Source organism: Pseudomonas lurida, from assembly GCF_013522705.1.
Classification (GTDB): Bacteria; Pseudomonadota; Gammaproteobacteria; order Pseudomonadales; family Pseudomonadaceae; genus Aquipseudomonas; species Aquipseudomonas quebecensis.
Genome location: NZ_JAAMRE010000031.1, coordinates 1 through 25,469 on the forward strand (window position 1 = coordinate 1; position 25,469 = coordinate 25,469).

The following is a 25,469-nucleotide window of genomic DNA, read 5'->3' on the forward strand; positions in this document are numbered from 1 at the left end:
CACGGTTGACCACGCCCCAGCGCGTGGGCAAATGGCCGAGGAACAGATTCTCGGCCACGCTCATTTCCGGCACCAGATGCAGCTCCTGGTGAATCACCGCCACGCCGCTGGCGATGCTGTCGGCGGCGCATTTGAAGGCCATGGTCTGCGTGCCGATCTGCACCGTGCCGCTGCTCGGGATATAGGCCCCGCCGAGGATCTTCAGCAGCGTCGACTTGCCCGCGCCGTTTTCGCCCATCAAGGCGTGCACCTGCCCCGGGTGGGCGGTGAAGCAGATACCGTCCAGCGCCTTGACGCCGGGGAAGGTTTTGCCGATGCCGTCGAAGCGCAAAGCCGCAGCGGTCATTTCCACAGCCCGATCTTGGTCAGTTCTTCCTGGAAGTTGGCGCGGGTGATCAGGGTGACTTCATCCATGGCGGTGTACTTGGCCGGTTCCTTACCGGTGGTGACCCACTCGTACATCGCCAACGCGGTGTTGTAACCCTCGATATGCGGGCTTGGCAGCATCGAGCCGAAGAAGCCGCTGTTCGGTTTTTTCAGCTCGCCGATGGCGTCGGTGCCGTTGATGCCGATACCGATCACATTAGCCGCCTTGAAACCGGCCGCTTCGGTGGCGCGTACGCCGCCGAGCACGGTGTTGTCGTTCATGCCGCCGATGATCAGGTTTTTCGCCGCGCCGGGCAGTTTGACCAGGGCCGAGTTGGTGGCGTCCATGCTGCCGGGAACGTCGAGGGTTTTCAGCGGTGCGGTGAGGATATGGTCTGCAGGGATGCCGGCTTTTTTCAGCGAATCCATCGAACCGTCGGTGCGTTTCTTGCCGGTATCGAGTTCGTTGTAGGTGGTAATCACCGCGTAAGTTTCTTTCCAGTCCCAGCCGCGTTTTTTCGCTTCATCCGCCATGGCCGCGCCCTGCTTCTGGCCCACTTCAAAGGCCGCCATACCCAGGTACGGCACGTCTTCCATGAACTTGCCCTTGGCATCGACAAAACGGTCGTCCACCGCCATGACTTTCAGGTCGTTGACTTTGGCCTTAGCCACGATAGCCGGGCCGAGGGACACATCCGGCGGGCAGATCACAAAACCCTTGGCGCCGTTGGCGGCCAGGCTGTCGATGGCCGAGAGGGTTTTTTCGCCGTCGGGCACGGCGATCTTGATCACGGTAAAGCCATGCTCCTTGCCGGCTTTTTCGGCGAAGGCCCACTCGGTCTGGAACCAGGGTTCTTCGGCCTGTTTGACCAGAAAACCGATTTTGACGGGTTCGGCGGCCAGGGCGAAGGAACTGAGGCCGCTGAGCGCAACGGCGGTAGCAAGCACACGTAAGGCTTTTTTCATGAACGGCACCTCTTGTTGTTATGGGAGAGCAGCGGGTTTTAGTCGTGGTACATCACAGACCGCCCGCCATCGATCATCAGGCAGGTGGCATTGATAAAAGGCGCTTCGTCGGTGGCCAGGAACAGCGCCGTCATCGCCACCTCGACCGGCTGGCCGATGCGCTTGGGTGGGTGCAGGTCGAAGGCGCGCTGACGCTCGGCGTGGGGGTCGGGGAAACCGTTCCAGTAGTCCACATTGAGTTGGGTTTCGATATAACCCGGCGCGATGGCATTTACGCGGATGCCTTTGGGCGCATATTCGATGCCCAGGGCACGGGTCAGGCCGAGCAGGCCATGCTTGGCGACCGGGTACGGGAAGCAACCGGGAATGATGTGACTGGAATGGGTGGAAGCGATATTGATGATGTTGCCGATGCCCTGTTCGATCATGTGCGGCAGCACCGTGCGGCAGCCGAACCAGGCTCCGTCGAGGTCGATGGCGAAGCAGCGGCGCCAGTCTTCGTCGGTCATCTCCAATGGGTCACGGAACACATTGACGCCGGCGCAGTTGACCAACACATCCACGCGCCCGAAACGCTCGATGGCCAGGCTGACCAGCGCCTGCCACTGCTCCTTCACGGTGATATCGATAGGCAGCGCATGGATCCGGGCGCCACGTTCGCGCCAGCGGGCGGCTACGGCTTGGACTTTCTCACCCTGGATATCGCCGATCACCAACTGCGCCTGCTGGGCCTGGAAACACGCGACGATTGCCTCGCCAATGCCTTGGGCGGCACCGGTGATAATCACCACCTTGCTTTTGAGACGCTCGCCGTAGGTAGGCTCGGGCACCACGGGTAAGGACAACGGTTGTGCCTGCATCGCTTCACCTGTTTTATTTTTGGTAGTGAGTGCTGATGCCGCCGACTATAAACCCAGACCCCGAAACATCTCAATATATAAATTTGCATCCCATAATGTGAGAGAAGATATAAAAAAACCGGCATTAAGATGCCGGTTTATTGAGCAATCGCTACGGCGGCTTTCAGCCTCAGCCCAAGGCAAAGTCGCGCAACGCGTCGCCTTCCATGCGATAACGCACCCACTCTTCCTGGGGCTGGGCGCCGATGGACTTATAGAAAGCAATCGCCGGCTCGTTCCAGTCCAGCACGCTCCACTCGAAACGACCACAGCCGTTGTCGAAGGCGATCTTGGCCAAGTGGCGCAACAGCTTCTTGCCTGCCCCGCCGCCGCGTTGTTCCGGGTTGATGTAGAGGTCTTCGAGGTACAAACAGTTGCTGCCCAGCCAGGTGGAGTAGCTGAAAAAGAATACCGCGAAGCCGATCGGCACACCGTCTCGCGAGCAGATCAGGCCATGGGCAGTCGCACCTTCGCCAAACAGGCTGCGCTGGATATCCGCCACGCTGGCGATCACCTCATGCCGGGCCTTTTCGTACTCGGCGAGCTCGGTGATGAAAGTCAGGATCTGCGCAGCGTCACTGGGCACGGCGGGACGAATCTCGATGGTCATGGGCGAGCCTTGGCAATGTGAAAGGCCACATATTAAGACGCTTCGATGAGCGATTGCAGCGCAATTTTATGCGCTGCGGGGTGCCGTCGTTGTGGCCGGGTGCGCTGTCACACAAATTCTTACAGGCGACTTGATACCGTTCGTCGCCCTTAAGGCACGATCAATAAACACCGGCTGACCAATAGAGGGTAAGGACATTAATCATATGGAGACACCCTCATGAACCATTCCAAATGTGCTGCCCTCGCCCTCGCCGGCCTGCTGTCCGCGGTTTCCCTGAGCAGCTTCGCGGCGACTTCGTCCACCGGCCCGACCAACCCGGACGCCACCACCGAATCGCAGAAGTCCATGGGCACGGGCCTGGACACCAATGGCGGCGCGGTGATCGATAACACCAACGCCGCCGACCCGCACACCCAGGGCCACGACACCCAGCGCCAGGCACCGGCTGCGGTAGGCAATGGCAAGATGGGTCCATCGGTGAACGAGCCGAAGATCAACAAAGGCGACGACTCGAACCTGCCGGGCGCGCCTAAACAACCGACACCTTGATCCATCGTACGCCAGCCGAACACCCGATCATTTCCCCATGAAGAGGTACGCATGAACGTCGATAAGAACCTTGAAAAAGAAGTCCTCACCCGCCTGCTGCACGCCCATCCCCACGGTTTGGGCAAGGAAGTGCTGGACAACTACCGCGGCGAAAAAGAGGTCGCCAGTGCCTTGGCGTTCCTCCAGGACCGTGGATTGATCAAGGATGGTCATGTGACCACCGACGCTGCCGGTGAATATGCGTTGAACCTGCCGATCAAGCTGACCGCGTCGGGTGTCGATGAAGCGCGCAAGCTGGAAAGCGCAGACGCTCAGTAATTCATTTTGTCTGGTCTGGCCCTGGCGACAGGGCCAGTAGGAGTATCGCAATGCCTCTTGGAAGCAAAGCCAAATACACCGCCGCACAGAAACGCAAAGCCGCCCGTATCGAGCACAGTTACGAGGATAAAGGCGTGCCAAAGGCCGAAGCCGAAGCGCGCGCCTGGGCCACGGTCAACAAGCAATCCGGTGGTGGCGAAAAAGCCGGCGGTTCCGGCCAGCGCAAGGCCCCGGCGAAGAAAGCCGAGGATCGTCAGGCATCGGCCAAACGCGCTGCCGCCAGCCGCGAGGGACATCCGCGCAACAGCCGTGCGGCGTTAAGCGCCCAGACCAAGCAAAGCTTGCTCAAAGAAGCTCGGGCGAAGGATATCCCCGGGCGTTCGAGCATGCGCAAGGATGAATTGATCGAGGCGTTGAAGAAGGCGCGTTAACCCTGCTCTGACGCCAATGTCACCGATGTGAGGGCGCGCACGTCCTCACATCGGTGGCGTGTTATCCGTTGAGGAAAGCGTCGACTTCGCCAGCGCCCGGCGATGTGGCCGGGCCCCGACGGGTCACCGCCAATGCCGCTGCGGCATTGGCACGGCGCGCCGATTCCACCGGCGTGAGGCCTTGGGCAAGGCCGGCCATCATTACCCCTGCGTGCGCATCCCCGGCGCCGTTGCTGTCCACTGCCCGTACCTTGAACCCCGGCACGTGGTCGATGTGGGCGCCCCTCCCTACCCAGCAGCCATTCGGCCCGTCGCGCACCACCAGCAGCGCGTCGGCGGGCAGGTGCCGAGCGAGCGCGGACAGGGCCTGCGCGATGTCCACCGCGCCGGTGAATGCCAGCGCCTCGGGAGCGTTACTGGTCCAGATATCGATGCGCGGCAGCAGTACATGCATCAGGGCCGAATCAGGCGCTTTGACCAAAGGCCCCGGATCGAACACCACCACAATGGCGCGCGGCAGCGCCAGCACCCAGTCAATCAGCGGTTGCGCCTTGCCTTCCAATAACAGGCTGTAGCCGCTCACATAGACATAATCACCTGCATGCGGCGCCACGCTGGCGAGGTCTTCGGCACTGAGGTCACCCTCGGCGCCGAGGCGGGAAATGAAGGTGCGCTCCGTGGACGCTTCGGTCAGGGCAACGCACAAGCCGGTGTCCTTGCCAGTGCTGGGCGCAAGGGCTATCTCGATGCCGTCCGCCTGCATTGCCGCGCGGGCCAGGTCGCCGAAACGCCCGGTACCATGGCGCCCCAGGTACACCACCGGCATCCCGTTGCGGCGTGCGGCGGCCATCACGTTGAAGCCCCCGCCGGTTTCGAAGCTGGCCGATTGCGCCAACACGTCGCCACCGGATTCGGGCAACGCATCGAGGGCCATGACCAGGTCGACAATAACCTGACCGGTGTGCAGCAACCTATACATGCGCGCCCTCGACCAGCGCCGGACGGCGATCGGAGGCGCCACCCAGTACGGCATAAAGGCCACCCGCAACTAGGAACGTTACGATCCAGCCCAGGCCGTTGTGGCCCAGCCAGGAATCAGACAATGGTCCGGCAAACCAGATGTTGTCGGCGGTGGTGCCAATGGTGGTGAAGCTGAAACCCAACACGATCGCCACGGCCCAGGCGCCGAACGCGCGCCATTCCACGCCGCCGCGATACCAATAGGCGCTGCTGGGGCTGACGTCCAGCAAATCCTTGGCGCTGTAGTAGTGACGGTGAATCAGATCGACCACGAAGATCCCGACCCACGCAGTAATCGGCACCGCCAGCAGCGAAATGAAGGTGATGAACGGGCCATAGAAACTGTCGGCGATCAGCATGAAGTAAATCGAACCGGCGAAAATCGCCACGATATCGACGATCACCGCATGCACGCGCTTGACCTTCAGGCCGAGCGTCAAGGTGGTGAGGCCGGCCGAATACACCGACAGGTTGTTTGACAGCAACAGCCCGCCGAACGCGGTGATCAGGTACGGCACGGCCATCCAGGTGGGCAGCATGTCGCGGATCGCGATGATCGGGTCCGTGGCCGCCGCCAGGTCATTGTTGCCCACCGACAGCAGACCGCCGAGGGTGATCAACAGTACCAGCGGGATACCCGCGCCAAATGCGGCGGACGCCACCAGTCGTGCGGCCTTGACGCTGCGGTGCTGGTAGCGCGACATATCGGCACCGGCATTGGCCCAGCCGATACCGGTACCGGCGGCCATGGTGCCGATGCCGATGATCATCGCGCTCAGCGGAGCCGGGGCGGCGTTGAAGACGGCACTCCAGTCGATGGTGGCGCAGAGAAAACCGCCCACCAGGATGTTCAGCGCACCGAACACATAGGTGGCCCACTTCTGGATCACCAGCAAGGTGGCGTGGCCCAGGCCGGAGACGGCCAGGGTCAGCAGCACGAAGATGCCGATAAAGATCAGGGTCAGCACCGGCGCGCTTTTGGCCTCGACCGCCGAGCCGAACAGAATCGAACACAGCGACAGCAGCACAAACGCGGCGGTGGTGGTGTTGACGGTTTCCCAGCCCAGGCGCGACATCAGCGAGACCAGCGTCGGACCGATATTGCCGCGCACGCCGAAAATGGCTCGGGACAGTGTCAGGCTGGGCGCGCGGCCCCGTCGGCCGGCGATGGAAATGATGCCCACCACGGCAAAGGAACCGGCGGCGCCGAGGATTGCCACGATCACTGCCTGCCAGATCGCCAGGCCGCGAAACGCCACCAACGTGGCGCCCAGCGGCAAACCGAGGATGCTGATATTGGCGGCGAACCACACCCAGAACAGTTGCAGCGGGTGGCCGTTGCACTCCCCTTCCGGAACGGGCTCGATACCGCGTGTTTCCAATTGCCCGGCGCCTTGGCCGGAAGTCATGCTGCCCATCGTGGTGCTCCTGATGCCTGTAGTTGTTATGTGATGGCAAATGGTTAGAGGGTTAACCCGTCATCCTGACTGTTCAATCATGTGCTTGACGCAAGGCCAGCAGCCCCTGGACCAGGGGCTGCAGATCCAGGCCATTGACCCGCCTGATCTGCTCGATCATCGCCGACGGCCAGCACGGCATGCCCAGGCAAGCGCCGAGCATGGCGCCGAGCATGGCCGCGATGGTGTCGGTGTCCCCGCCGAGGCTGGCGGCCAGGCACAGGGCATCCAGCGCCGTCAGCTTGCCCACCGCCACTTGCTGCGCAAGGGCGAACGACACCACCACCGACTCCTGGGAGGCAACGGAAGTGCCGATCAACTCGTACAGCAAGTCGGCGAACAGCGCCGTGTCGCCACTGCCGACGCTCAGGGTACGCGCCCAACTGATGCGGGTGGAAATCCGCCCGCCGGCAATCCAATGCCCGTGGGTTTCAGCCTGCTGGGCCATTTGAGTGCCGATGTTCAAGGCTTCGCCCAGGTCCGCACCGTTGATGCCGGCCGAGACCACCGCCGCCACCGCCGCCGCGCTGGAAATCCCCAAGGTGGTGTTATGGGTGACCTGGCACGCCTGGATCACCGCCTGGATAAACCGCGCCGAGTCGTTGACGTCGGCGGCAATGCCCACGGGCGTAATGCGCATGGCGGCGCCGTTGGTGGTGCCATAGCGCCCGGACTCTTCCGGGGTATGGCCGGCGAGGATCATGTCGATGGCGCGCTTGGTGGAAGGGCCGAGCAAATCCTGGGAGCCCTTGGCGCGCATGCTCGCTTCCCATTCGATCAGCCGATGGGCGAGCACCGAGGGTTGGATCGTGCCCTGCCCCTGCACCAGCAGCTCGCCCACGAGGATGGCTTGTTCGGTGTCATCGGTGATGGAGCCGGCCGGCATGTTGGGGGCGATGGGCTGGTCGGCGTGGGCGTCGACCAGCGTGGTGATAGCGCCGAAACGCGCGCGAACCTGTTCACGGCTCAGAGACTGGGTGGGCATGCCCAGGGCATCGCCCAGGGCCAGGCCGTAGAAGGCGCCGAGGGCGCGGTCATGCGGAGTCATTTGGCGGTTCCGAATTGCAGGTGCAGGCGAAAGTGCACAGGGTCTAGAAGGCTTTCGACGTACTCCATGAAACGCCCACGGCGGTCATAGGTGGTGCGTGACGCCTTCAGAAACACTGTGCCGGCCGTACGCCCGAGCAACTCGGCGTCCGCAGCGCTCAGAGGCTCGGCACCGATCCACTGATCGCCGTCGGCGCCGATATAGCCGTAGGCCGCGAGGGTGATGGTCAGGGAATTGTCGATCAAGCCCACGCGGGGCAGGCTTTCCAGACTCCCGGAGGCCGGCATCAACGAGCGCTCCAAGGACACGGCAGTGCCGTCGGTAGTGCGCCGGCGGCGGTCGAGGGCGATGAATTGGTCGCTGCCGAAGCGGCTGCGCAGGTCCTCTCGCGTCACAGCTTCCAGGCGCAGCACCTCGGTGTTCACCAGTGCGCCCGTGTCGGCCAGGGCCTGGGCCCAGCCATTGGCTTGATCGAGCACCATGCCATCGAAGGTGACGATGGAGCCGACCCCGCTTTGGGTGGCGATGTAATTGCGCCGCTTGAGTTCGGCCAGTGCCTCGCGCAACGTGCCTCGGCTGACCGCAAACTCTTCAGCCAACTGGTGCTCCCCCGGCAGCAGGAAACCGTCGGCCATCACCCCGCCTTCGATACGGCGAATGAGTTCGTCGACGACGCGTTTTTTCTTATCAAATCGGACATGTCTAATCATGTACAAATTGATAACCGAAAGCCCCCATCAGCGGCAAGCGAATTATGTCAGGGCCGTGTAAAAACTGAACTCACGGCTCCAGGCCAATCACAAAGAACGCTCCGCCGCTCCAGACCCCAAGCCAGTTTTGCCCATTGATCGGACGGCTCACCGCCAGTTCTACCAACTGGTAGAACACATTGCGATGCACCAGCGCTTCGAGGTTGTTGCGTACGCAAAGATAAGGCGACGGCTCGTCGGTAACCGGATCAATCACCACCCGCAGCGGATGTTCAGGGCCAGCCTCGATCTGCTCGTCGACGTTAGTGGTGAAGCGCAATTGCTGACGTTCACCCTCGCCTTCGACCTCGAGCGTCACCGCAACGAAGGGTGCATCGTCGACCACGATCCCGACTTTTTCCACCGGCGTGATCAGGAAATAATCATCACCGTCGCGGCGAATGATGTTGGAGAACAGCTTGACCATCGGCTTGCGCCCGATCGGCGTGCCCTGGTAATACCACGTACCGTCCCGAGCGATACGCATGTCGATATTGCCGCAGAAATCCGGGTTCCACAGATGCACCGGCGCCGGGCCCTTGCCTTTTGGCAGTTGGGCCAAGAGATCATTGGTTTTGGCGGAATCGGTCATGGGTTCTCCCTGGTTGACGAACCTACTGATCACTCATGCCCAGCAGGCCGCGTGCGTACTGCGCCAGTGGGCGGGCAATCAGGTCTTGTGGCTTGTTGTCGTGGAATGTCAGTAAACCGCCACGACTGCGAATGCGTGCAGTATCAATCAAATACTGGGTGCTGGTCTCGATCAACATGATCTGGATGACACCGCTGTCCACGCCAACGCGGTCAAGCGCCTCCTGATCGGCCCATTCATCGGCGTTGCCGATACGGTCGTCGGCCTTGGCGAAGCGGCAATACAACAGGTAATGGGCGCCCGCCGCACGGGCTTCCGCCATGGCTTGCTCGAGGCCTTCGGGTTGGCGCGCGCGACGTACCATGGGGAAGTACTCGACGAAACCGTTGAAGGCTTCCTCGGCCACCACGTTGGGACGCGGATAGGCACTGCCGGGCGGTACGAAGGCCCCCTGGGCGATGAAGATGAACGAATCGGGCTGCACGCGAATCGACGCGGTGCGGCGGGTATCGCTGTGGTCCAGCAACCCGGCGTCACTCATCTGATAGCGGGTGCCTTCGGCCATATCGCTGACGGTCATGCAGCCACTCAGCGTCAACGACGCCAGCAATAACACCAGACTACGCATCCTAATCCTCCAGAGGCCGGTGACGGAAAACCGGCGAATGGGCACGAGATGCAGGTTCTGGGCCAGGGGAGCCGCTCGGCGTCAGCCGCCAATAATCTTCATGACGGTTGCACCGCCGGAGAAGGCCACTTCCTGTTTGTCGCCCAGAGCCTTCATCAACAGGCCCTGCAGCGCAGGCAGCGCCTGGTGGCGAGGCTTGTCGAGCAAGTCGCCGACGTAATGGCGGTTGCTCGACGACAGGCAGCCATGCAACCAGCCGGTGGATGACAGACGCAGCCGCGAACAGGTACGACAGAATGGCACGCTCTCGTTGGCAATCACGCCGAAATGGCCTTTGCCAGGCACTTCGTAGCGTACAGCGGTAGCGTCCACGGGGGCGTTGGCCTGCAGGTATTCGTGGTGCTCGCCGATCAGGCTGAGCAATTGTTGCAGACTGACGAATTGCTGCAGGAATGCGTTCGAATCATTGGCCAGATGGCCCATGCGCATCAGTTCGATAAAGCGCAGTTCGTAGCCGCGTTCCAGGCAATAGTCGAGCAACGGCATGACCTGGTCCAGGTTCTGGCCGCGCAGGGGCACCATGTTGACTTTGATCTTGAGCCCGGCGGCACGCGCCTGGTCCATGCCATCCAGCACGGTCGCCAGGTCGCCGCCACGGGCGATGCTGCGAAACGCCCCGGCGTCCAGCGTGTCGAGGGAAACGTTGATGCGACGGATGCCGGCGTCCACCAACAGCGGCAATTTGCGCGCCAGCAACTGACCATTGGTGGTCAAGCTGATATCACTGAGCCCCATCCCACCCACAGCGCCCAGAAAAGCCTCCAGTTTGGGGCTCACCAGCGGCTCACCGCCGGTGATGCGCAGGCGCTCGATACCCGCCGCTTCAATCAGATACGCCACGCCACGCGCCATGGCCTGAGCCGAGAGTTCGTCCTGGGCAGCCACCAGCCGCTTGCCGTCAGGCACGCAGTAGGTACACGCATAATTGCAGGCTGAGGTCAGGCTGATTCGCAGATTGCGAAAACGCCTGCCTTGACGATCAACGATCATGGATCACTCCGGCAGCGGTTAATTCGGGCGCGCTAAAAACTGACCTATAAATCAGCTTTTAGCAAGGTCCTTGCCTGAGTATATTCCTGGGTTACTGCACCTGGCAGCAAATCATTGCGTGGCGGGCGTTTCGGCGGGAGCCGCTTCCAGCGCAGGCTCACTGCTGTGCTTGCGCTTATTGCCCATGCGCACGCCAATGTCCATCAGGAACTGGAAGAAACCTTCCTGATCTTCCAGCACATTGCTCCAGAACGGCGAGTGATACAGCGCGACCGCACCGTGCACCAGCGCCCAGGCGGCGCAGTAGTGGAAATACGGCGGCACATCTTCAAGCTTGCCTTCGCTGATACGGCCCTTGATCAACAGGGTCAGCCGTTCGAAGTTGGACGCGCGAATCTTGTGCAGCTCTTCAACCATCTCCGGGACTTGATGGCCTTTCACCACTTTCTCTTCCAGACGATCGAACAGGCGATAGCGCTGCGGGTCACGCATGCGGAACTCGAAATAGGCGCGGGACAGGGCTTCTTTATCCTTGTCCACGTCAGCCGAATGCAGCAGCTCATTCAAATCGCGCTCATAGTCGAGCATCAGGCGCAGATAGATCTCGGCTTTGGATTTGAAGTGCTTATAGATAGTGCCTTTGCCGATACCTACGGCATCCGCAATCATCTCGACGGTGACGCTGTCTTCACCCTGTTCGAGAAACAATTTGAGCGCGGTGTCGAGAATTTCCTGCTCACGGCGGCGAAACTCACGGACCTTACGGGGTTCTTTGTGCATGAGGAAGAGGTCTGCAGAGGTCGGTAGAGGGAGGGTTGCGCAAGGCCACGGACACGTGACGATACGATTTACCCGATGCGAGGGATTATCCCGACTGAACGGTCGTTGGGCAACGCCTATGTGAACCGACCCGGCACTTTAATGACAACACGCCAACGAATAGGCGCCGATCAGTCAGAAATAATACGCAACATCCACCGTTGCCCTCCGCTCAATGAGAACTCAACTGAAGCGCACGTATTCCAAATCTGTTTAAAAAACGACCAGCCGCCACTGGACTGAATGGGATACTGATCAATACTTCAACTGTCGGCGTGACATCTCCCCCAAGTGAAGCGCCGACCTGGGTACCGACGGACTGAGTGCCCTTGTTTTACTCCTAATGGTCTTAGCCCGGATTCACCCCCCAGAACCCGGGTTTTTTTTGCCTGTGATTTGGCCTTCAACCCGCTACGTGAGCCAATGGGAACAAGCGCTTGAAGTTTTCGGTGGTCTGCTCGGCGAACCGCTCGTAGGGTTCCCCGCGCAACATCGCCAGGTACTCCGCTACGTCGCGCACATACTCCGGCAGGTTGGGCTTGCCGCGATGAGGGATGGGCGCCAGGTAGGGCGAGTCGGTCTCCACCAGCAAGCGGTCGGCCGGCACTTGCCGCGCCACGTCGCGCAGCGCATCGGCATTGCGGAAAGTAACGATCCCCGACAACGAGATGTAGAAGCCCAGGTCCAGGGCAGCCCTGGCCATGTCCCAGTCCTCGGTGAAGCAGTGCAGCACGCCGCCCTGGGGCAACGCGGCTTCGCGCAGCAGGGCCAGGGTGTCGGCACGCGCGCCGCGGGTGTGGACGATCACTGGCTTGCCGGTTTGGCGGGCAGCCTGCAGGTGCAAACGAAAGGAAGCCTGCTGCAACTCGGCGGCTTCGGGCTCGTAATGGTAGTCCAGGCCGGTTTCACCGATGGCCACGACGCGCGGGTGATTGAGTTCCGCCAGCAGCCACTCAAGCGCCGGCGCTTCGCCGGGTTTGAGGTCCAGCGGGTGGATACCCACCGAACAATCCACATCGGCATAGCGATCGGCGAGGGCTTTGACGTCGGCGGCGTTTTCAGCACTGACGCCGATGCACAGGAAATGCCCGACCCCGCGCTGGCGCGCCGCTTCGAGGGCGGCGTCAAGGGAGCCTGCGTGCTGGGCAAGGTCAAGACGGTCAAGGTGGCAATGGGAATCTACGAGCATAAGAAGGTACGACTTGAAATCACGGTAAATGTCCGGCCAACGATACACCCGTCGGCCATCGAGGGATTAACGGCGCCCGAGCAGGCCAACCCATTGCACCAGCAGCGCTTCAAGCAGCAGCACACGGTTGAGGTTGGCCTTGCCAAGGACTTTCTGGCGTTGGGCAAGGATCCAGTCCTGGATGTTCAGCACCTTGTCCTGAGGGCTTTTCTGCGCAAGGTACTGCACCACTTTGCGCATGTCCGGCAAGCCAAGACCGTTTTCGTCCTGGGTCAACTGATAACGCAGGATCAGGCTCGACCAGTCGCAGAACCAGTCGAACAGTAGCAGTAAGGGGATGTCCTTCCAGGCCGTTTCGGCCAACTGCGTAGCGGACAATTCCTGTTTGAGCAACTTCTTCACGCCCTCCACTACCAGGGATCGCTGTTCGCGCACGCCCTGGGCCTGCAGCTTGACGGCAGCCAATGGCGAGCCTGCGGCCAGGGTCAATAACTCCACACGTTCCTCAGCAGAGCAATCCGGCAGAGCCTGTCCCAGCCACTGCAGGCTCATGGCCTCGCTCGGCAAGGGGCACGCCTGCTGCACGCAACGGCTGCGAATGGTCGGTAGCAAACGGCTGGACTGATGGCTGACCAGCAACAACACGGTATCGCCGGAAGGTTCTTCAAGACTTTTGAGCAAGGCGTTGGCGGCGTTGATGTTCATCGCCTCCACCGGCTCGATCAATACCACTTTGCGCCCGCCCATCTGCGCGGTCTGCACCACAAAACTGACCAGATCACGCACCTGGTCGACCTTGATCGCCTTGTCGGCTTCTTCGGGTTCGAGCAGGTAATTGTCCGGGTGGCTGCCTGCCTTGAGCAGCATGCAGGATTTGCATCCACCGCAGGCCTGCAGATTAACCGGCCGCTGGCACAGCAGGCTGGCCATGAGGCGCTCGGCCAGGTGGCGCTTACCGATCCCCGCCGGGCCATGCAACAAGTACGCATGGGCGTGCTGGGCACGACCGGCCAATTGCTGCCAGAGGCCGTCCTGCCACGGATAGGCTTCAACCACGGGCACGCTCCAAGAGCGTCGGCAACAGTGTGTCGATGGCGCGCTGCACATGGCTCAACGGTTGCGCCGCATCCAGCAGGTGATAGCGCGCGGGTTCGGCTGCGGCCCGCGTGAGGAAGGCGCTGCGCACGGCGTCGAAAAACGCCTGGCCCTCCTGCTCGAAACGGTCCAGGCGACCTCGGGCACTGGCGCGGGCCATGCCCACTTCCACCGGCAGATCGAACAGCAGGGTCAGGTCAGGACGCAGTTGGCCCTGCACGAACGCTTCCAGCGTAGCGATACGTTCCAGGCACAGGCCACGGCCACCGCCCTGGTACGCGTAGGTGGAATCGGTAAAACGGTCGCAGATCACTACGGCACCACGCGCCAGGGCCGGGCGGATGACCTCGGCCAGATGCTGGGCACGGGCAGCGAACACCAGCAGCAACTCGGTGTCCGGGTTCATCTGTTCTTCGCCCGGAGCCAGCAACACTTCCCGGATGCGCTCGGCCAGCGGGGTTCCGCCCGGCTCACGGGTCAACACCACCTCGATACCCTCTGCACGCAAGCGCTCTGCCAGGTAATCGCGATTGGTGCTTTTGCCGGCGCCTTCCGGGCCTTCCAGGGTAATAAACAAGCCAGTCACAGGCGGTCCTTAGTCAGAGTCATTGCGGGCTTTGCGGTGCGGCGGCGTCCGGGGCGGCATCGGTCGCAGGTGCCGCCGGCTCGGACGGTTTCACCGCCGGCGCCGGGCTGGAGCGATAATCGGCCCGCCGCTTGAGCTGAAACTCACGCACGGCCGCATTATGCGCATCCAGGTCATCCGAGAAAATATGGCTGCCATCGCCACGCGCGACAAAATACAGGCTGCTGCCCGGCGCGGGGTTCAACGCCGCATGAATCGCCTCACGGCCGACCATGGCGATCGGCGTCGGCGGCAAGCCGGCCACCATGTAAGTGTTATACGGGTTGGCTTCCTTGAGATGGGCGCGGGTCAACTTGCCGTTGTAACGTTCGCCCAGGCCGTAGATCACCGTGGGGTCGGTCTGCAGCAGCATGCCGATCTTCATGCGGCGCACAAACACGCCGGCAATCTGCCCGCGCTCTTCGGGTACGCCAGTTTCCTTCTCCACCAACGATGCCATGATCAAGGCTTGATAGGGCTCGGTGTACGGCACATCGGCGGCGCGCTTGCTCCATTCCTGGGCCAGCACGTCGTCCAGGCGGTTATAGGCTTTTTTAAGGACCTCGACGTCGGTCATACCGCGCACAAAACGGTAGGTGTCAGGGAAGAACCGTCCCTCCGGGAACACACCGGGATGGCCGAGCTTGTCCATGACTTCGCTGTCCGTCAGCCCCGACAAGGTCTGCACAATCTTTTCGTGCTTGGCCAACGCCGCGCGTACCTGACGGAAATTCCAGCCTTCGACCAATGTAAGGCCGTATTGCACCACTTCGCCGCGTTGCCACAGGCCGATCAGCCCTTGGGCAGTCATGCCGGGGGTCATGCGATATTCGCCGCTGTGCAGCGGCTGGCCGTCCAGGTTGAAGCGCCAGTACAGGCGCAGCCAGAAAGCGTCGTCAAGCACGCCGTCGGCTTCGAGGCGGTTGAAGGTGCCGGTGGGCGTCGCCCCGGAGGGTACATCGAGCAATTGCTCCTGAGTCAGCTTCAAGGGCTGCGTAAGGGCAGAGTCGAGTTTCCAGGCAGAAAAGCCCAACAGCAAACCGGCGCAGAACAGACCGATCAGCAGCAGTACAACCAGTTTTCGTATCAACTCAAATATCCAATAGCGCGCGAACAATGCCCTGCAGTTTACGGGTGAGCGGGCCAACCGACCAGCTCATCGCAGCGCACTCACGCACCGGCCAAATGCCATAAATGCTGTTGCAGGTGAAGACTTCGTCAGCCTGACGCAACTGCTCCAGGCTGATGTCGGCCACGGCCACCGGGACGCCCAGCACTTGAGCCTGGGCCAGAATCTCGGCGCGCATGACGCCGGCAACCCCACAACGCTTCAGATCGGCGGTTAGTAACAAGCCGTTGCTTACAATGAATAAATTGCTGAACACGCCTTCGATGACACGCCCGGACGTATCCAGCATCAAGCCTTCGGCGTGCTCGGCGTCCTGCCACTCGGCGCGGGCAATCACCTGTTCCAGGCGGTTGAGGTGCTTGAGACCGGCCAGCAGCGGTTGCTCGGCGAGGCGAGTGGCGCATGAAAACAGACGGATACCGACGGTTCCATGGGCCTGCGGATAGGATGCGGGCGGGCTGCCCTGAATCACTCGACGCACGGGGGCGTCGGGGTTGATGCCATAACCACGCAGGCTGTCGCCCCGAGTAAGGATCAACTTGAGAACACCGTCGCCGAGGGCGGCGGCATAGGCCTGCACCTCACCGCGTACGAGCACGTGATCGACCGCAAAGGCGAGGCGCCTGCAGCCCTCGTGCAGGCGCTGCAGATGCCGGTCGAGCAGCACAGGCTGCCCGGCCTTGACGGCAATGGTCTCGAACAGACCATCGCCGTATGCCAGGCCGCGGTCTTTCAGGGGCACGGCGTCCGCTGGCTGACCGTCGACCCAGCTGTGCATCACTCGGCGAACCGGCGGAACACCAGAGAGCCGTTGGTGCCGCCAAAGCCAAACGAGTTGGAAATGGCGACATCGATCGGCATCGGCTGCGCTTCGTGAGGTACGAAGTTCAGGTCGCAGCCTTCGTCCGGCTCATCCAGGTTAATGGTCGGCGGAGCGACCTGATCCTTGATGGCCATCACACTGAAGATCGCCTCGACCGCGCCCGCCGCACCCAACAGGTGCCCGGTCATGGACTTGGTGGAGCTGACCGCCAGCTTATAGGCGTGCTCGCCGAATACCGACTTGATGGCCTCGGCTTCCGCCAGGTCGCCGGTAGGGGTCGAGGTGCCATGGGCATTGATGTAGTGCACCTGGTCCGCATTGACCTTTGCATCACGCAGCGCATTGGTGATGCACCGCGCAGCGCCGGCACCGTCGGACGGTGGCGAAGTCATGTGGTAGGCGTCGCCGCTCATGCCAAAGCCGATCAGCTCGGCGTAGATGGTGGCACCACGCGCCTTGGCATGCTCCAACTCTTCCAGGACCAGAGCCCCTGCACCGTCGGACAATACGAAGCCATCACGGCCTTTGTCCCAGGGACGGCTGGCACGGGTCGGTTCGTCGTTGCGCGTCGACAGTGCACGGGAAGCACCGAAGCCGCCCATGCCGAGGCCGCAGGCAGCCATTTCCGCGCCGCCCGCAATCATCACGTCCGCCTCGTCATAGGCGATGTTGCGCGCCGCCATGCCGATGCAGTGGGTGCCCGTGGTGCACGCCGTGGCAATCGCGTAGTTAGGCCCCTGTGCGCCCAGGTGGATGGACAGGAAACCGGAAATCATATTGATGATCGAGCCCGGTACAAAAAACGGTGAAATTCGACGTGGGCCCGTCTCATGCAGCGTGCGGCTGGTGTCTTCGATATTGGTCAAACCGCCAATACCCGACCCCATGGCTACGCCGATGCGCTCACGGTTGGCGTCGGTGACTTCCAGGCCGGCGTTACGCACTGCCTGGAAACCGGCGGCCAGGCCGTATTGAATGAACAGGTCGAGCTTGCGGGACTCTTTGATCGAGAGATATTCCTCGACGTTGAACCCTTTTACCGAGCCGCCAAAACGGGTGGAATAGGCAGAAAGGTCCGTATGTTCGATCAGACCAATGCCACTGCGGCCAGCCAGAATGCCCTGCCAACTGCTCGGCACATCCGTACCCAGTGGCGACAACATACCCATACCGGTGACTACGACGCGTCTACGCGACACAGCACTCTCCTTTTTCATGATGACGACACTATGCTTCAGCGCTCACTTTTCATTGGAGCTAAAGAAAAAACCGCACGCCGTTACAGCAGTGCGGTTTTTCCCTGACAGCAAGCGACGACTACAAACTATTACGCCTGGTGGGCAGTAACGTAGTCGATGGCAGCTTGAACAGTAGTGATTTTTTCAGCTTCTTCGTCCGGGATTTCGGTCTCGAATTCCTCTTCCAGAGCCATCACCAGCTCAACGGTGTCAAGGGAATCGGCACCCAGGTCTTCTACGAAGGAAGCAGTGTTGACCACTTCTTCTTCCTTAACGCCCAGTTGCTCGGCGACGATTTTCTTGACGCGCTCTTCGATGGTGCTCATACCTTGTTTAACTCCTAATGGACAAATTCAGGCAGCTGGCCAGTGGGTAAGTGTATAGAAAGCCATTTCAGCTTTTCAACTGAAAGCTTCACCCCGAACCCGCTCGGCCACCCGCCTATAAATTAAGTTGCAGCTTTATAACGGATTTTAGACAGCTCGTATGACATTTTTTTGAAGCGATCCGTCACAATTTAACTCATGTACATCCCGCCGTTAACCGGGATTGTAGCCCCAGTCACGTATGCCGCACCGTCGGATGCCAGGAAAGTGACCACATTCGCGATCTCTTGAGCCTGGCCCAGACGACCCAGCGGAATCTGCGTCAGCAAGGCTTCACGCTGTGCTTCCGGCAGTTCGCGAGTCATATCGGTGTCGATGAACCCAGGGGCCACCGAGTTGACCGTAATCGAACGCGAACCGACTTCACGCGCCAGTGCGCGGCTGAAACCTTCCAGGCCGGCTTTGGCGGCAGCGTAGTTTACTTGGCCTGCGTTGCCCATGGCACCCACTACGGAACCAATATTGATAATTCGGCCCCAACGCGCCTTGGTCATGCCGCGCAAAACACCCTTGGACAGGCGAAACAGACTGTTCAGGTTGGTGTCGACCACGTCGTACCACTCGTCGTCTTTCATGCGCATCATCAGGTTATCGCGGGTGATGCCGGCGTTATTGACCAGGATCGACGGCGCGCCGAACTGTGCGGTGATCTCTGCCAGTACAGCGGCCACGGACTCATCGCTGGTCACGTTCAGCTCAAGGCCGGTGCCTTGAACGCCATTTTCCTTCAGGGTGGCGGCAATACGCTCGGCGCCCGAGGCGGATGTGGCGGTGCCGATCACAACGGCGCCCTGACGGCCCAGCTCCAGGGCGATCGCCTGGCCGATGCCACGGCTGGCGCCGGTAACCAGTGCAACTTTACCTTGCAGACTCATGCAGGTTTCTCCTGTTCAAGCTTGTGCTGCGCGAGCGGCAGCGAAAGCGTCTGGGGTGTTGAGGTTGGAAGTGGACACGCCCTCGGCGCAGCGTTTATTCAGACCGGCCAGCACTTTGCCTGGGCCGCATTCGACCAGTTCGGTCGCGCCCTTGGCCGCCAGGGTCTGCACCGATTCGACCCAGCGAACCGGCTTGTAGAGTTGCTCCAGCAGGTCGCGCTTGAGGGTGTCGAGGTCGGCAGCCACGGCGGCGCTGACGTTCTGAACCAGCGGAATCTGCGGCGCCTGCCAGTCGATGGCGGCGATGGCTTCGGCAAAGCGCTCGGCAGCCGGACGCATCAGTTCGCAGTGCGACGGCACGCTCACCGGCAGCGGCAGCGCGCGCTTGGCCCCACGAGCCTTGCAGCCTTCGATGGCGCGCTCGACGGCAGCCTTGGCACCGGCGATCACCACCTGGCCAGGGGAGTTGAAGTTCACCGCGCTGACGACTTCGCCCCGGGCCGCTTCGGCGCAGGCTTCAATCACCACGGCATCGTCCAGGCCCAGGATCGCGGCCATGCCGCCCTGCCCGGCCGGAACGGCCTCTTGCATCAACTGGCCACGACGTTCGACCAGCTTGACCGCTTCAGCGAGGGTCAGGCTGCCCGCCGCTACCAGCGCGCTGTATTCACCCAGACTGTGACCGGCAACAAACGCCGGACGCGCGCCGCCTTCTGCCAGCCACAAGCGCCACAGGGCGATCGAAGCGGTCAGGATGGCCGGTTGGGTTTTATCGGTCTGATTGAGCTGCTCTTCCGGCCCTTGCTGGGTCAGGGCCCACAGGTCGTAACCCAGGGCGTCGGAAGCTTCCTTGAAAGTGTCCAGGATCAACGGGTATAGCGCGCCCAGCTCGGCCAACATGCCGAGGGACTGCGAACCCTGCCCTGGAAAGACGAATGCGAGGGATGTAGACATGTAACAAGCCCCTAATGATCTGGTCGTCGGAAATGGTCGCTCCTACGGTGGGAGCGCACGAAACTGACAGATTGGATGGTCAATTGAACTGGCCGGTCACATTTAAGCATTCCCGGGCCGATTCGCCTAAGGCAACAAGTCCTCGAGACGGCCGTGCAAGCGCTGCGGCAGGTTTTCCTGAATCTCGATCACCGCACGGGCAATCGCACTCTGGAAGCCTTCGACCCCGGCCGAACCATGGCTTTTCACCACGATGCCCTGCAGCCCCAGAAAACTCGCCCCATTATGCCGCGCCGGGGCCAGGTCGGCCTGCAGGCGCCGCATCAGCGGTAGCGCCAGGGCGCCCACCAGGCGCGATGCCAGGTTGCGTCTGAACAACACTTCGATACGCGAGGCGATCATGGTCGCCAGGCCCTCGCTGGACTTGAGCAGGATATTGCCGACAAATCCGTCGCACACCACCACATCCGCTTCGCCTCGGTACAAACCATCGCCCTCGACAAATCCGATGTAGTTCAGCCCGCGCGCTTGCTGCAACAGCGTCGCGGCGAGCTTGACCTGCTGGTTGCCCTTGATGTCTTCGGTGCCGATATTCAACAACGCTACGCGCGGCCGTGCCACGCCCAGCGCTTCGGCGGCTACCGAGCCCATCACGGCAAACTGGAACAGGTGCTCGGCGCTGCAGTCCACGTTCGCGCCCAGGTCCAGCAACTGGCAATAGCCATTCTGCGTCGGAATCGCCGCCACCATCGCCGGACGATCAATCCCGGGCAGCGTCTTGAGCACATGCCGCGACAACGCCATCAAGGCCCCGGTATTACCCGCACTGACGCAAGCCTGCACCTTGCCGTCGCGCAACAGCTCCAGGGCCACCCGCATTGAAGAGTCAGGCTTGCCGCGCAAGGCCGCCGACGGCTTTTCATCCATCGTGATGGTTTCGCTGGCCGGCACAATGCTCAGGCGCGCGCGATCCACCGCCGGATGGCTGGCAATCAGTTCTTCAAGGAGGGAGGGTTGACCGACGAGGGTCAGGTGCAACGAGGGTGTAGCGCACAGGCTGGCAAGGCAGGCCTGAACAATGCTGCGGGGACCGAAGTCCCCGCCCATTGCGTCAATCGCGATGACGAGAGCAGACAAGTGATTACTCGTCAGCGCCCTTGTCGATCACTTTACGGCCACGGTATACGCCTTCTGGCGATACGTGGTGACGCAGGTGAACTTCACCAGTGGTCTTTTCCACGGACAGGGTGCTTGCCTCGAGAGCGTCGTGCGAACGGCGCATGTCACGGGCGGAGCGGGATTTTTTGTTCTGCTGAACAGCCATAATTGATTAACTCCTAAACGTTTGGGTCACGCTTTAACTGCGCCAATACACTGAACGGGTTGGACCGCGTTACCTCGTCCTCGCTCGGTTCGGGCTCGGCATCGAGGCCCGCCGGCTGCTGGCATTCTTCCGGATGATGAGCAGGCACAATGGGCAAGGCGAGCAGAAGCTCCTCCTCGATCAGTGCATGCAGATCCAATGGATCTTCGCCCAGTTCCAGCACGTCATAACCTTTCGGCAACGACTGGGTATTCGCACCCTCCTTCACCACGGCGTAACTGCATTCGCTGTGGATCGGCAGGGTGACCAGCTCAAGACAACGCTGGCAAACCATTTTGACTTCGGTGTCGATAAAACTGTGGATCACCACAGATTTACGTTCATCTCGTTCAAAATCGAATTTGGCCTGCACCGTACCGACAGTGTCGGAAAGCGGGTCGCAGAGTCTCTCCAAATCGGCCAGCAGCACTTCACCTTGAAGGGAGGTGCCACGATCAGCCAATTTGCGCGGGTCAACGTGAGGTGGAATCGGGTCATTCAACATAGGCGCAGCATTATAGGGATGCACCCAGCCATGTCAAAGGAAATTCAGCCCTGTGCGTCAGCCGGTCGCCCCGCTAGAATCGGCGGCTGCCTTGAGGAGACGTATATGCTGCCTTTATTACTCGCTTCCAGCTCGGTTTATCGCCGGGAACTGCTCAGTCGCCTGCATCTGCCGTTCATCTGCCGCTCGCCGGATATCGACGAAAGCCACGCTGCAAATGAGTCCGCCACAGACTTGGTCAAGCGCCTGGCCAAACAGAAAGCCCATGCCCTCGCCGCCAGCCACCCAGGCCACCTGATCATCGGTTCAGACCAGGTTGCCACGCTGGAAGGCCGCATCATCGGCAAGCCCCACACGTTCGAAAATGCGCGCGAGCAGTTATTGGCCGCCAGTGGCAAGCGTGTCAGCTTCCTCACCGGCCTGGCCCTGCTCAACAGCGAGACGGGGCACTGCCAGGTGGACTGCGTGCCGTTCACTGTGCACATGCGCGAACTGGATGCAGCGCGCATCGAGCGCTACCTGCAGATCGAGCAGCCGTACGACTGCGCGGGCAGCTTCAAGGCGGAAGGGTTGGGCGTGAGCTTGTTCCAAAGCACCGAAGGGCCGGACGCGACCAGCCTGGTCGGCTTACCATTGATTCGGCTGGTGGATATGCTGCTCAGCGAAGGCGTGCAACTCCCTTAAGAACACAACCAAATGCGGGAGGGAGCAAGCTCCGTCCCACATGTTGATCTACGGCAGACTTGAGATATTAACGCAGCGCCGGACCCTGGAAGCCCATGTACAGCGCCAGTTTCTCAGCCACGCTGGCGCCTAGTTTCTTGGAGAAACGATCAAACGGCGATTCTTCAACGGTGAAGTCCACCAGCTCTTTCTCGCCGACCACATCCCGCGCTACCGAACTGGCACTGCCCAGTCCATCGACCAGGCCCAGCGGCAATGCTTGCTCGCCCGACCACACCAACCCGGAGAACAACTCCGGATGGTCTTTGTCCTTCAGGCGATCCCCACGCCCCTGCTTCACGCTGGCGATGAACTGGCGATGGGTGGTGTCGAGCACTCCCTGCCAGAACTGGGTTTCATCGGCCTTTTGCGGCTGGAACGGATCAAGGAAGGACTTGTGTTCGCCGGAGTTGTAGGTCCGACGTTCAACCCCCAGCTTCTCCATGGCTCCGACAAAGCCGTAACCGGCCGCCGTCACGCCGATGGAGCCCACCAGACTGGCCTTGTCGGCGTAGATCTGATCGGCTGCACTGGCGATGTAGTAAGCACCGGAGGCGCCAAGATCGGCGATCACCGCATACAGCTTGATATCGGGGTGCAGGCCGCGCAGGCGACGAATCTCGTCATACACGTAACCCGACTGCACCGGGCTGCCGCCGGGGCTGTTGATTCGCAGGATCACGCCCTTGACCTTGGGGTCCTCGAACGCGGCACGCAGGCTGCTGACGATATTGTCGGCGCTGGCAGGCTCCTTATCGGCAATCACCCCACGTACTTCGATCAACGCGGTGTAATTGGCGCCACGGGTCGCACTCTTTTCCATATCCATCAGCGGGCTGAACAGCGCCAGCATGATCAACAGGTAAGTAAAGGTCAGCAGCTTGAAGAAAATCCCCCAGCGCCGCGCACGCCGCTGCTCCTGGACGCTGGCCAGGAGCGTCTTCTCCAGCAACTGCCAGCTCTTGTCGTCACCGCTTTGAGCCTTCTCAGGCGCTTTCCACTCGTCACTCATGCCATCAACCCCAGCAAAGACTTATTGGGCCCGACCAAGCCAGGCCTGCAATTGCGAAAAATGATCAATCGTGACCCTCGGCTCGTATTGCTGCAGCGCCTCGGCGGACTGGGCACCATAACTGACGGCCACACTGTCCATGCCGGCGTTGCGCGCCATCATCAGGTCGAAGCTGGCATCGCCCACCATTAATGCCTGGCGCGGCGACACCCCGCAATGCGCCACGATCTGCTCCAGCATCAGAGGGTGAGGCTTGCTGGCGGTTTCATCGGCCGCGCGGGTCGCATCGAAATAATCCTCAAAGCCATGAGCCTTGAGCACCCGATCCAGGCCGCGACGAGCCTTGCCGGTAGCCACCGCCAGGTGATAACCATCGGCACGGAAAGCCTCAAGCGATTGCCGCACACCCTCGAACAGAGGCGAAGGCTCGACCTCCAGCCCAATGTAGTGTTCGGCGTAATGTTCACGGAACGCCAGCAGCTCGCCATCGGATATCTGCGGATACAGGGTGCGAATCGCTTCCGGCAGGCCGAGCCCGATAATGCCCTTGACCGCCAGGTCGCTGCACAACTCGAACCCCGAGCGGGTCGAAGCCATGTGCATCGATTCGACGATGCGACCGATGGAATCGGCCAGCGTGCCGTCCCAATCGAAAATCAGCAGCTTGTAATCACGGTGCGACACTCAAACGCTCCACGGTCTTGGCCCACATCTCGTCAACCGGTGCCTGAAGCTTCAGCTCACCGCCATCGGGCAGCGGCACCGTCAGCATGTACGCGTGCAGGAACAGACGTTTGCCGCCCAGATCGCGAATCTCCCTGGAAAAATCTTCGTCGCCGTACTTGGTGTCACCGGCAATGCAATGACCCGCGTGCAGGGTGTGCACACGAATCTGGTGGGTGCGGCCGGTGACCGGCTTGGCCTCGACCATAGTGGCAAAGTCACCGAAGCGGCGCAGCACCTTGAACAGGGTCAGCGCCTCCTTGCCCTCCTCGTCCACCTCAACCATGCGCTCGCCGGAACGCAGGTTGCTCTTCTGCAACGGCGCGCGGACGCTCTTGATCGAACTGGCCCAATTGCCGCGTACCAGCGCCATGTAACGCTTGTCCACGCCATCGCCGCGCAGAGCTGTGTGCAAATGGCGCAACATGCTGCGCTTCTTGGCGATCATCAGCAGTCCGGACGTGTCGCGGTCCAGACGGTGGACCAGCTCCAATTCCTTGGCATCCGGGCGCAACTGACGGAAGGCCTCGATTACGCCGAAGTTCAGGCCGCTGCCTCCGTGGACGGCAATCCCGCAGGGCTTGTTGATCACGATCAGCTTGCTGTCTTCAAAGACAATCGAGGCTTCCAGGCGTTGCAGCAGGCCCTGGGCCAGCGGTACGGGTTCGTCGCGCTCGGGCACGCGAACCGGCGGTACGCGGACGATATCGCCGGCCTGCAACTTGTACTCGGGCTTGATGCGCCCCTTGTTCACGCGCACTTCGCCTTTACGCAAGATGCGGTAAATCAAGGTCTTGGGCACGCCCTTGAGCCTGGCCAGGAGAAAATTGTCGATGCGTTGGCCGGCATATTCCGGCGAGACCTCAAGCAGCTGGACGCTGGGGGTCGGGGGGGTGGTAGTCGTCATGGCGGCGATGATAACAATTTTTTATGGAATTGAAGCACTTAATCATTGCTGCTATAGTCGCGAACGCCGCCAAAAGCGGCCTGGCCAGAGGACTTGCGGCAAACTGCCGGCCCTGACCATCGCAATTCATCAGGACGCGAGGCCGTCCTACGGGGCGTTCGCCACCTTGGAAAGCTCGGGATTGTAACAAGCGCAGGTGACATGAGGCCTGAAGCGAGCGCGGAAAGCAGAGTGAATACTCGCCTTCTGCGCCGATATTTACGGCCAGTTCACAAAGTGCAGTCAGTCTTGAGCCAGACCATGGCGAATGCTTCGGAAACAACGCCTGTTAAGAGCTGAGTGAGAGCGCAGTCGCTTTCATTCAGGCCTGTTTAGCCATGAGCGTGAACTCCCCATTGGAGTACACGGTAAATGCCA

At 61.2% G+C, this 25,469-nt stretch carries 31 protein-coding genes; 4 read left to right on the top strand and 27 right to left on the bottom strand.

What is annotated here, in order from left to right; translation table 11 throughout:
• The 4 genes from G7025_RS21740 to G7025_RS21755 all read right to left on the bottom strand — a co-directional run.
• On the bottom strand, nt 1–346 hold a 346-nt coding region (locus tag G7025_RS21740), incomplete at its 3' end, for an ATP-binding cassette domain-containing protein (protein ID WP_181081148.1).
• Entirely contained in the window at nt 343–1,332 is a 990-nt protein-coding gene (locus tag G7025_RS21745; RefSeq protein WP_181081149.1) for a substrate-binding domain-containing protein, read from the bottom strand. The genes G7025_RS21740 and G7025_RS21745, both read right to left, overlap by 4 nt.
• A gap of 38 nt (nt 1,333–1,370) precedes the next feature.
• Complete coding sequence (locus G7025_RS21750; RefSeq protein WP_181081150.1) at nt 1,371–2,192, bottom strand: SDR family oxidoreductase; 822 nt, start codon at nt 2,190–2,192, stop codon at nt 1,371–1,373.
• A gap of 169 nt (nt 2,193–2,361) precedes the next feature.
• Complete coding sequence (locus tag G7025_RS21755) at nt 2,362–2,841, bottom strand: GNAT family N-acetyltransferase (RefSeq protein ID WP_181081151.1); 480 nt, start codon at nt 2,839–2,841, stop codon at nt 2,362–2,364.
• Between the two features lie 219 nt (nt 2,842–3,060).
• Between G7025_RS21755 and G7025_RS21760 the strand changes: the two genes are divergently transcribed.
• The 3 genes from G7025_RS21760 to G7025_RS21770 are packed head-to-tail and all read left to right on the top strand — an operon-like array spanning nt 3,061 to nt 4,142.
• Nucleotides 3,061–3,393, top strand: coding sequence for a hypothetical protein (locus G7025_RS21760; protein ID WP_181081152.1), 333 nt, complete (start codon nt 3,061–3,063; stop codon nt 3,391–3,393).
• A 51-nt stretch (nt 3,394–3,444) separates the two neighbouring features.
• The gene (locus tag G7025_RS21765; protein WP_181081153.1) at nt 3,445–3,711 is read left to right on the top strand and encodes a hypothetical protein; all 267 of its coding nucleotides are present in this window, start codon (nt 3,445–3,447) and stop codon (nt 3,709–3,711) included.
• Nucleotides 3,712–3,761: 50 nt separating this feature from the next.
• On the top strand, nt 3,762–4,142 hold the full coding sequence (locus tag G7025_RS21770; RefSeq protein ID WP_181081154.1) for a Rho termination factor N-terminal domain-containing protein: 381 nt from the start codon (nt 3,762–3,764) through the stop codon (nt 4,140–4,142).
• A gap of 61 nt (nt 4,143–4,203) precedes the next feature.
• Here G7025_RS21770 and G7025_RS21775 read toward each other — a convergent pair whose 3' ends face one another.
• The 20 genes from G7025_RS21775 to G7025_RS21870 all read right to left on the bottom strand — a co-directional run bounded on the left by G7025_RS21775 (nt 4,204) and on the right by G7025_RS21870 (nt 21,687).
• The gene (locus tag G7025_RS21775) at nt 4,204–5,121 is read right to left on the bottom strand and encodes a PfkB family carbohydrate kinase (RefSeq protein WP_181081155.1); all 918 of its coding nucleotides are present in this window, start codon (nt 5,119–5,121) and stop codon (nt 4,204–4,206) included.
• Nucleotides 5,114–6,580 (bottom strand): purine-cytosine permease family protein, encoded by a 1,467-nt coding sequence (locus G7025_RS21780; RefSeq protein WP_181081156.1) that lies wholly within the window; start codon nt 6,578–6,580, stop codon nt 5,114–5,116. The genes G7025_RS21775 and G7025_RS21780 overlap by 8 nt, the downstream gene beginning before the upstream one ends.
• A gap of 73 nt (nt 6,581–6,653) precedes the next feature.
• Nucleotides 6,654–7,667: an ADP-ribosylglycohydrolase family protein gene (locus tag G7025_RS21785; protein ID WP_181081157.1), complete on the bottom strand. Its 1,014-nt coding sequence runs from the start codon at nt 7,665–7,667 to the stop codon at nt 6,654–6,656.
• Nucleotides 7,664–8,377 (bottom strand): GntR family transcriptional regulator, encoded by a 714-nt coding sequence (locus G7025_RS21790; protein WP_181081158.1) that lies wholly within the window; start codon nt 8,375–8,377, stop codon nt 7,664–7,666. Before G7025_RS21790 ends, G7025_RS21785 begins: the two co-directional genes overlap by 4 nt.
• Nucleotides 8,378–8,447: 70 nt before the next feature.
• A complete protein-coding gene (locus G7025_RS21795; RefSeq protein ID WP_181081159.1) occupies nt 8,448–9,008 on the bottom strand; it encodes a DUF1285 domain-containing protein in 561 nt (186 codons plus the stop codon).
• A 22-nt stretch (nt 9,009–9,030) separates the two neighbouring features.
• The gene (locus G7025_RS21800) at nt 9,031–9,636 is read right to left on the bottom strand and encodes a DUF4823 domain-containing protein (protein ID WP_181081160.1); all 606 of its coding nucleotides are present in this window, start codon (nt 9,634–9,636) and stop codon (nt 9,031–9,033) included.
• Nucleotides 9,637–9,717: 81 nt separating this feature from the next.
• A complete protein-coding gene (locus tag G7025_RS21805; RefSeq protein WP_181081161.1) occupies nt 9,718–10,686 on the bottom strand; it encodes a GTP 3',8-cyclase MoaA in 969 nt (322 codons plus the stop codon).
• A gap of 111 nt (nt 10,687–10,797) precedes the next feature.
• Complete coding sequence (locus G7025_RS21810) at nt 10,798–11,466, bottom strand: TetR/AcrR family transcriptional regulator (RefSeq protein WP_181081162.1); 669 nt, start codon at nt 11,464–11,466, stop codon at nt 10,798–10,800.
• A gap of 442 nt (nt 11,467–11,908) precedes the next feature.
• Nucleotides 11,909–12,694, bottom strand: coding sequence for a TatD family hydrolase (locus G7025_RS21815; protein ID WP_181081163.1), 786 nt, complete (start codon nt 12,692–12,694; stop codon nt 11,909–11,911).
• A 66-nt stretch (nt 12,695–12,760) separates the two neighbouring features.
• Nucleotides 12,761–13,750, bottom strand: a complete 990-nt coding sequence (locus G7025_RS21820; protein ID WP_181081164.1) for a DNA polymerase III subunit delta' — start codon at nt 13,748–13,750, stop codon at nt 12,761–12,763.
• Complete coding sequence (gene tmk, locus G7025_RS21825) at nt 13,743–14,375, bottom strand: dTMP kinase (protein WP_181081165.1); 633 nt, start codon at nt 14,373–14,375, stop codon at nt 13,743–13,745. The genes G7025_RS21820 and tmk overlap by 8 nt, the downstream gene beginning before the upstream one ends.
• Nucleotides 14,376–14,394: 19 nt before the next feature.
• Nucleotides 14,395–15,504, bottom strand: a complete 1,110-nt coding sequence (mltG, locus tag G7025_RS21830; RefSeq protein WP_181081166.1) for an endolytic transglycosylase MltG — start codon at nt 15,502–15,504, stop codon at nt 14,395–14,397.
• Nucleotide 15,505: 1 nt separating this feature from the next.
• Nucleotides 15,506–16,321: an aminodeoxychorismate lyase gene (gene pabC, locus G7025_RS21835; RefSeq protein WP_181081167.1), complete on the bottom strand. Its 816-nt coding sequence runs from the start codon at nt 16,319–16,321 to the stop codon at nt 15,506–15,508.
• The gene (gene fabF / locus G7025_RS21840; protein WP_181081168.1) at nt 16,321–17,565 is read right to left on the bottom strand and encodes a beta-ketoacyl-ACP synthase II; all 1,245 of its coding nucleotides are present in this window, start codon (nt 17,563–17,565) and stop codon (nt 16,321–16,323) included. The genes pabC and fabF overlap by 1 nt, the downstream gene beginning before the upstream one ends.
• A 128-nt stretch (nt 17,566–17,693) precedes the next feature.
• Nucleotides 17,694–17,930 (bottom strand): acyl carrier protein, encoded by a 237-nt coding sequence (acpP, locus tag G7025_RS21845; RefSeq protein WP_007987170.1) that lies wholly within the window; start codon nt 17,928–17,930, stop codon nt 17,694–17,696.
• A 191-nt stretch (nt 17,931–18,121) separates the two neighbouring features.
• Nucleotides 18,122–18,865 carry a 3-oxoacyl-ACP reductase FabG gene (gene fabG, locus G7025_RS21850; protein ID WP_034139026.1) on the bottom strand — a complete coding sequence of 248 codons (744 nt, stop codon included), beginning with the start codon at nt 18,863–18,865 and terminating at the stop codon, nt 18,122–18,124.
• A gap of 15 nt (nt 18,866–18,880) precedes the next feature.
• Nucleotides 18,881–19,819: an ACP S-malonyltransferase gene (fabD, locus tag G7025_RS21855; protein WP_181081169.1), complete on the bottom strand. Its 939-nt coding sequence runs from the start codon at nt 19,817–19,819 to the stop codon at nt 18,881–18,883.
• A 126-nt stretch (nt 19,820–19,945) separates the two neighbouring features.
• Nucleotides 19,946–20,956: a phosphate acyltransferase PlsX gene (gene plsX / locus G7025_RS21860; protein WP_181081170.1), complete on the bottom strand. Its 1,011-nt coding sequence runs from the start codon at nt 20,954–20,956 to the stop codon at nt 19,946–19,948.
• A gap of 4 nt (nt 20,957–20,960) precedes the next feature.
• The gene (gene rpmF / locus G7025_RS21865) at nt 20,961–21,143 is read right to left on the bottom strand and encodes a 50S ribosomal protein L32 (protein WP_003179396.1); all 183 of its coding nucleotides are present in this window, start codon (nt 21,141–21,143) and stop codon (nt 20,961–20,963) included.
• 13 nt (nt 21,144–21,156) lie between these two features.
• Nucleotides 21,157–21,687: a YceD family protein gene (locus tag G7025_RS21870; protein ID WP_181081171.1), complete on the bottom strand. Its 531-nt coding sequence runs from the start codon at nt 21,685–21,687 to the stop codon at nt 21,157–21,159.
• A 105-nt stretch (nt 21,688–21,792) separates the two neighbouring features.
• Here G7025_RS21870 and G7025_RS21875 point away from each other — a divergent pair, with 105 nt between their 5' ends.
• Nucleotides 21,793–22,371 (top strand): Maf family protein, encoded by a 579-nt coding sequence (locus G7025_RS21875; RefSeq protein ID WP_181081172.1) that lies wholly within the window; start codon nt 21,793–21,795, stop codon nt 22,369–22,371.
• Between the two features lie 67 nt (nt 22,372–22,438).
• Here G7025_RS21875 and G7025_RS21880 read toward each other — a convergent pair whose 3' ends face one another.
• From G7025_RS21880 to rluC, 3 genes are read right to left on the bottom strand one after another with little or no spacing between them, the layout of a single operon-like run.
• Nucleotides 22,439–23,422, bottom strand: a complete 984-nt coding sequence (locus tag G7025_RS21880) for a S49 family peptidase (protein ID WP_181081173.1) — start codon at nt 23,420–23,422, stop codon at nt 22,439–22,441.
• A gap of 21 nt (nt 23,423–23,443) precedes the next feature.
• Nucleotides 23,444–24,106, bottom strand: coding sequence for an HAD-IA family hydrolase (locus G7025_RS21885; RefSeq protein ID WP_181081174.1), 663 nt, complete (start codon nt 24,104–24,106; stop codon nt 23,444–23,446).
• Nucleotides 24,093–25,052 carry a 23S rRNA pseudouridine(955/2504/2580) synthase RluC gene (gene rluC / locus G7025_RS21890; protein WP_181081175.1) on the bottom strand — a complete coding sequence of 320 codons (960 nt, stop codon included), beginning with the start codon at nt 25,050–25,052 and terminating at the stop codon, nt 24,093–24,095. Before rluC ends, G7025_RS21885 begins: the two co-directional genes overlap by 14 nt.
• Between the last annotated feature and the right edge of the window lie 417 nt (nt 25,053–25,469).

Excerpts from the sequence above, each read along its gene's own strand:
- G7025_RS21775 (WP_181081155.1), bottom strand. The coding sequence starts at position 5,121 with ATGTATAGGTTGCTGCACACCGGTCAGGTTATTGTCGACCTGGTCATG.
- fabG (WP_034139026.1), bottom strand. The coding sequence starts at position 18,865 with ATGAGTCTGCAAGGTAAAGTTGCACTGGTTACCGGCGCCAGCCGTGGC.
- G7025_RS21745 (WP_181081149.1), bottom strand. The coding sequence starts at position 1,332 with ATGAAAAAAGCCTTACGTGTGCTTGCTACCGCCGTTGCGCTCAGCGGC.
- rpmF (WP_003179396.1), bottom strand. The coding sequence starts at position 21,143 with ATGGCTGTTCAGCAGAACAAAAAATCCCGCTCCGCCCGTGACATGCGC.
- G7025_RS21815 (WP_181081163.1), bottom strand. The coding sequence starts at position 12,694 with ATGCTCGTAGATTCCCATTGCCACCTTGACCGTCTTGACCTTGCCCAG.
- G7025_RS21795 (WP_181081159.1), bottom strand. The coding sequence starts at position 9,008 with ATGACCGATTCCGCCAAAACCAATGATCTCTTGGCCCAACTGCCAAAA.
- G7025_RS21810 (WP_181081162.1), bottom strand. The coding sequence starts at position 11,466 with ATGCACAAAGAACCCCGTAAGGTCCGTGAGTTTCGCCGCCGTGAGCAG.
- rluC (WP_181081175.1), bottom strand. The coding sequence starts at position 25,052 with ATGACGACTACCACCCCCCCGACCCCCAGCGTCCAGCTGCTTGAGGTC.
- G7025_RS21870 (WP_181081171.1), bottom strand. The coding sequence starts at position 21,687 with ATGTTGAATGACCCGATTCCACCTCACGTTGACCCGCGCAAATTGGCT.
- G7025_RS21755 (WP_181081151.1), bottom strand. The coding sequence starts at position 2,841 with ATGACCATCGAGATTCGTCCCGCCGTGCCCAGTGACGCTGCGCAGATC.
- G7025_RS21760 (WP_181081152.1), top strand. The coding sequence starts at position 3,061 with ATGAACCATTCCAAATGTGCTGCCCTCGCCCTCGCCGGCCTGCTGTCC.
- fabD (WP_181081169.1), bottom strand. The coding sequence starts at position 19,819 with ATGTCTACATCCCTCGCATTCGTCTTTCCAGGGCAGGGTTCGCAGTCC.
- G7025_RS21780 (WP_181081156.1), bottom strand. The coding sequence starts at position 6,580 with ATGGGCAGCATGACTTCCGGCCAAGGCGCCGGGCAATTGGAAACACGC.
- G7025_RS21805 (WP_181081161.1), bottom strand. The coding sequence starts at position 10,686 with ATGATCGTTGATCGTCAAGGCAGGCGTTTTCGCAATCTGCGAATCAGC.
- acpP (WP_007987170.1), bottom strand. The coding sequence starts at position 17,930 with ATGAGCACCATCGAAGAGCGCGTCAAGAAAATCGTCGCCGAGCAACTG.
- G7025_RS21765 (WP_181081153.1), top strand. The coding sequence starts at position 3,445 with ATGAACGTCGATAAGAACCTTGAAAAAGAAGTCCTCACCCGCCTGCTG.
- G7025_RS21790 (WP_181081158.1), bottom strand. The coding sequence starts at position 8,377 with ATGATTAGACATGTCCGATTTGATAAGAAAAAACGCGTCGTCGACGAA.
- G7025_RS21770 (WP_181081154.1), top strand. The coding sequence starts at position 3,762 with ATGCCTCTTGGAAGCAAAGCCAAATACACCGCCGCACAGAAACGCAAA.
- G7025_RS21875 (WP_181081172.1), top strand. The coding sequence starts at position 21,793 with ATGCTGCCTTTATTACTCGCTTCCAGCTCGGTTTATCGCCGGGAACTG.
- G7025_RS21785 (WP_181081157.1), bottom strand. The coding sequence starts at position 7,667 with ATGACTCCGCATGACCGCGCCCTCGGCGCCTTCTACGGCCTGGCCCTG.
- pabC (WP_181081167.1), bottom strand. The coding sequence starts at position 16,321 with ATGCACAGCTGGGTCGACGGTCAGCCAGCGGACGCCGTGCCCCTGAAA.
- G7025_RS21880 (WP_181081173.1), bottom strand. The coding sequence starts at position 23,422 with ATGAGTGACGAGTGGAAAGCGCCTGAGAAGGCTCAAAGCGGTGACGAC.
- G7025_RS21750 (WP_181081150.1), bottom strand. The coding sequence starts at position 2,192 with ATGCAGGCACAACCGTTGTCCTTACCCGTGGTGCCCGAGCCTACCTAC.
- G7025_RS21800 (WP_181081160.1), bottom strand. The coding sequence starts at position 9,636 with ATGCGTAGTCTGGTGTTATTGCTGGCGTCGTTGACGCTGAGTGGCTGC.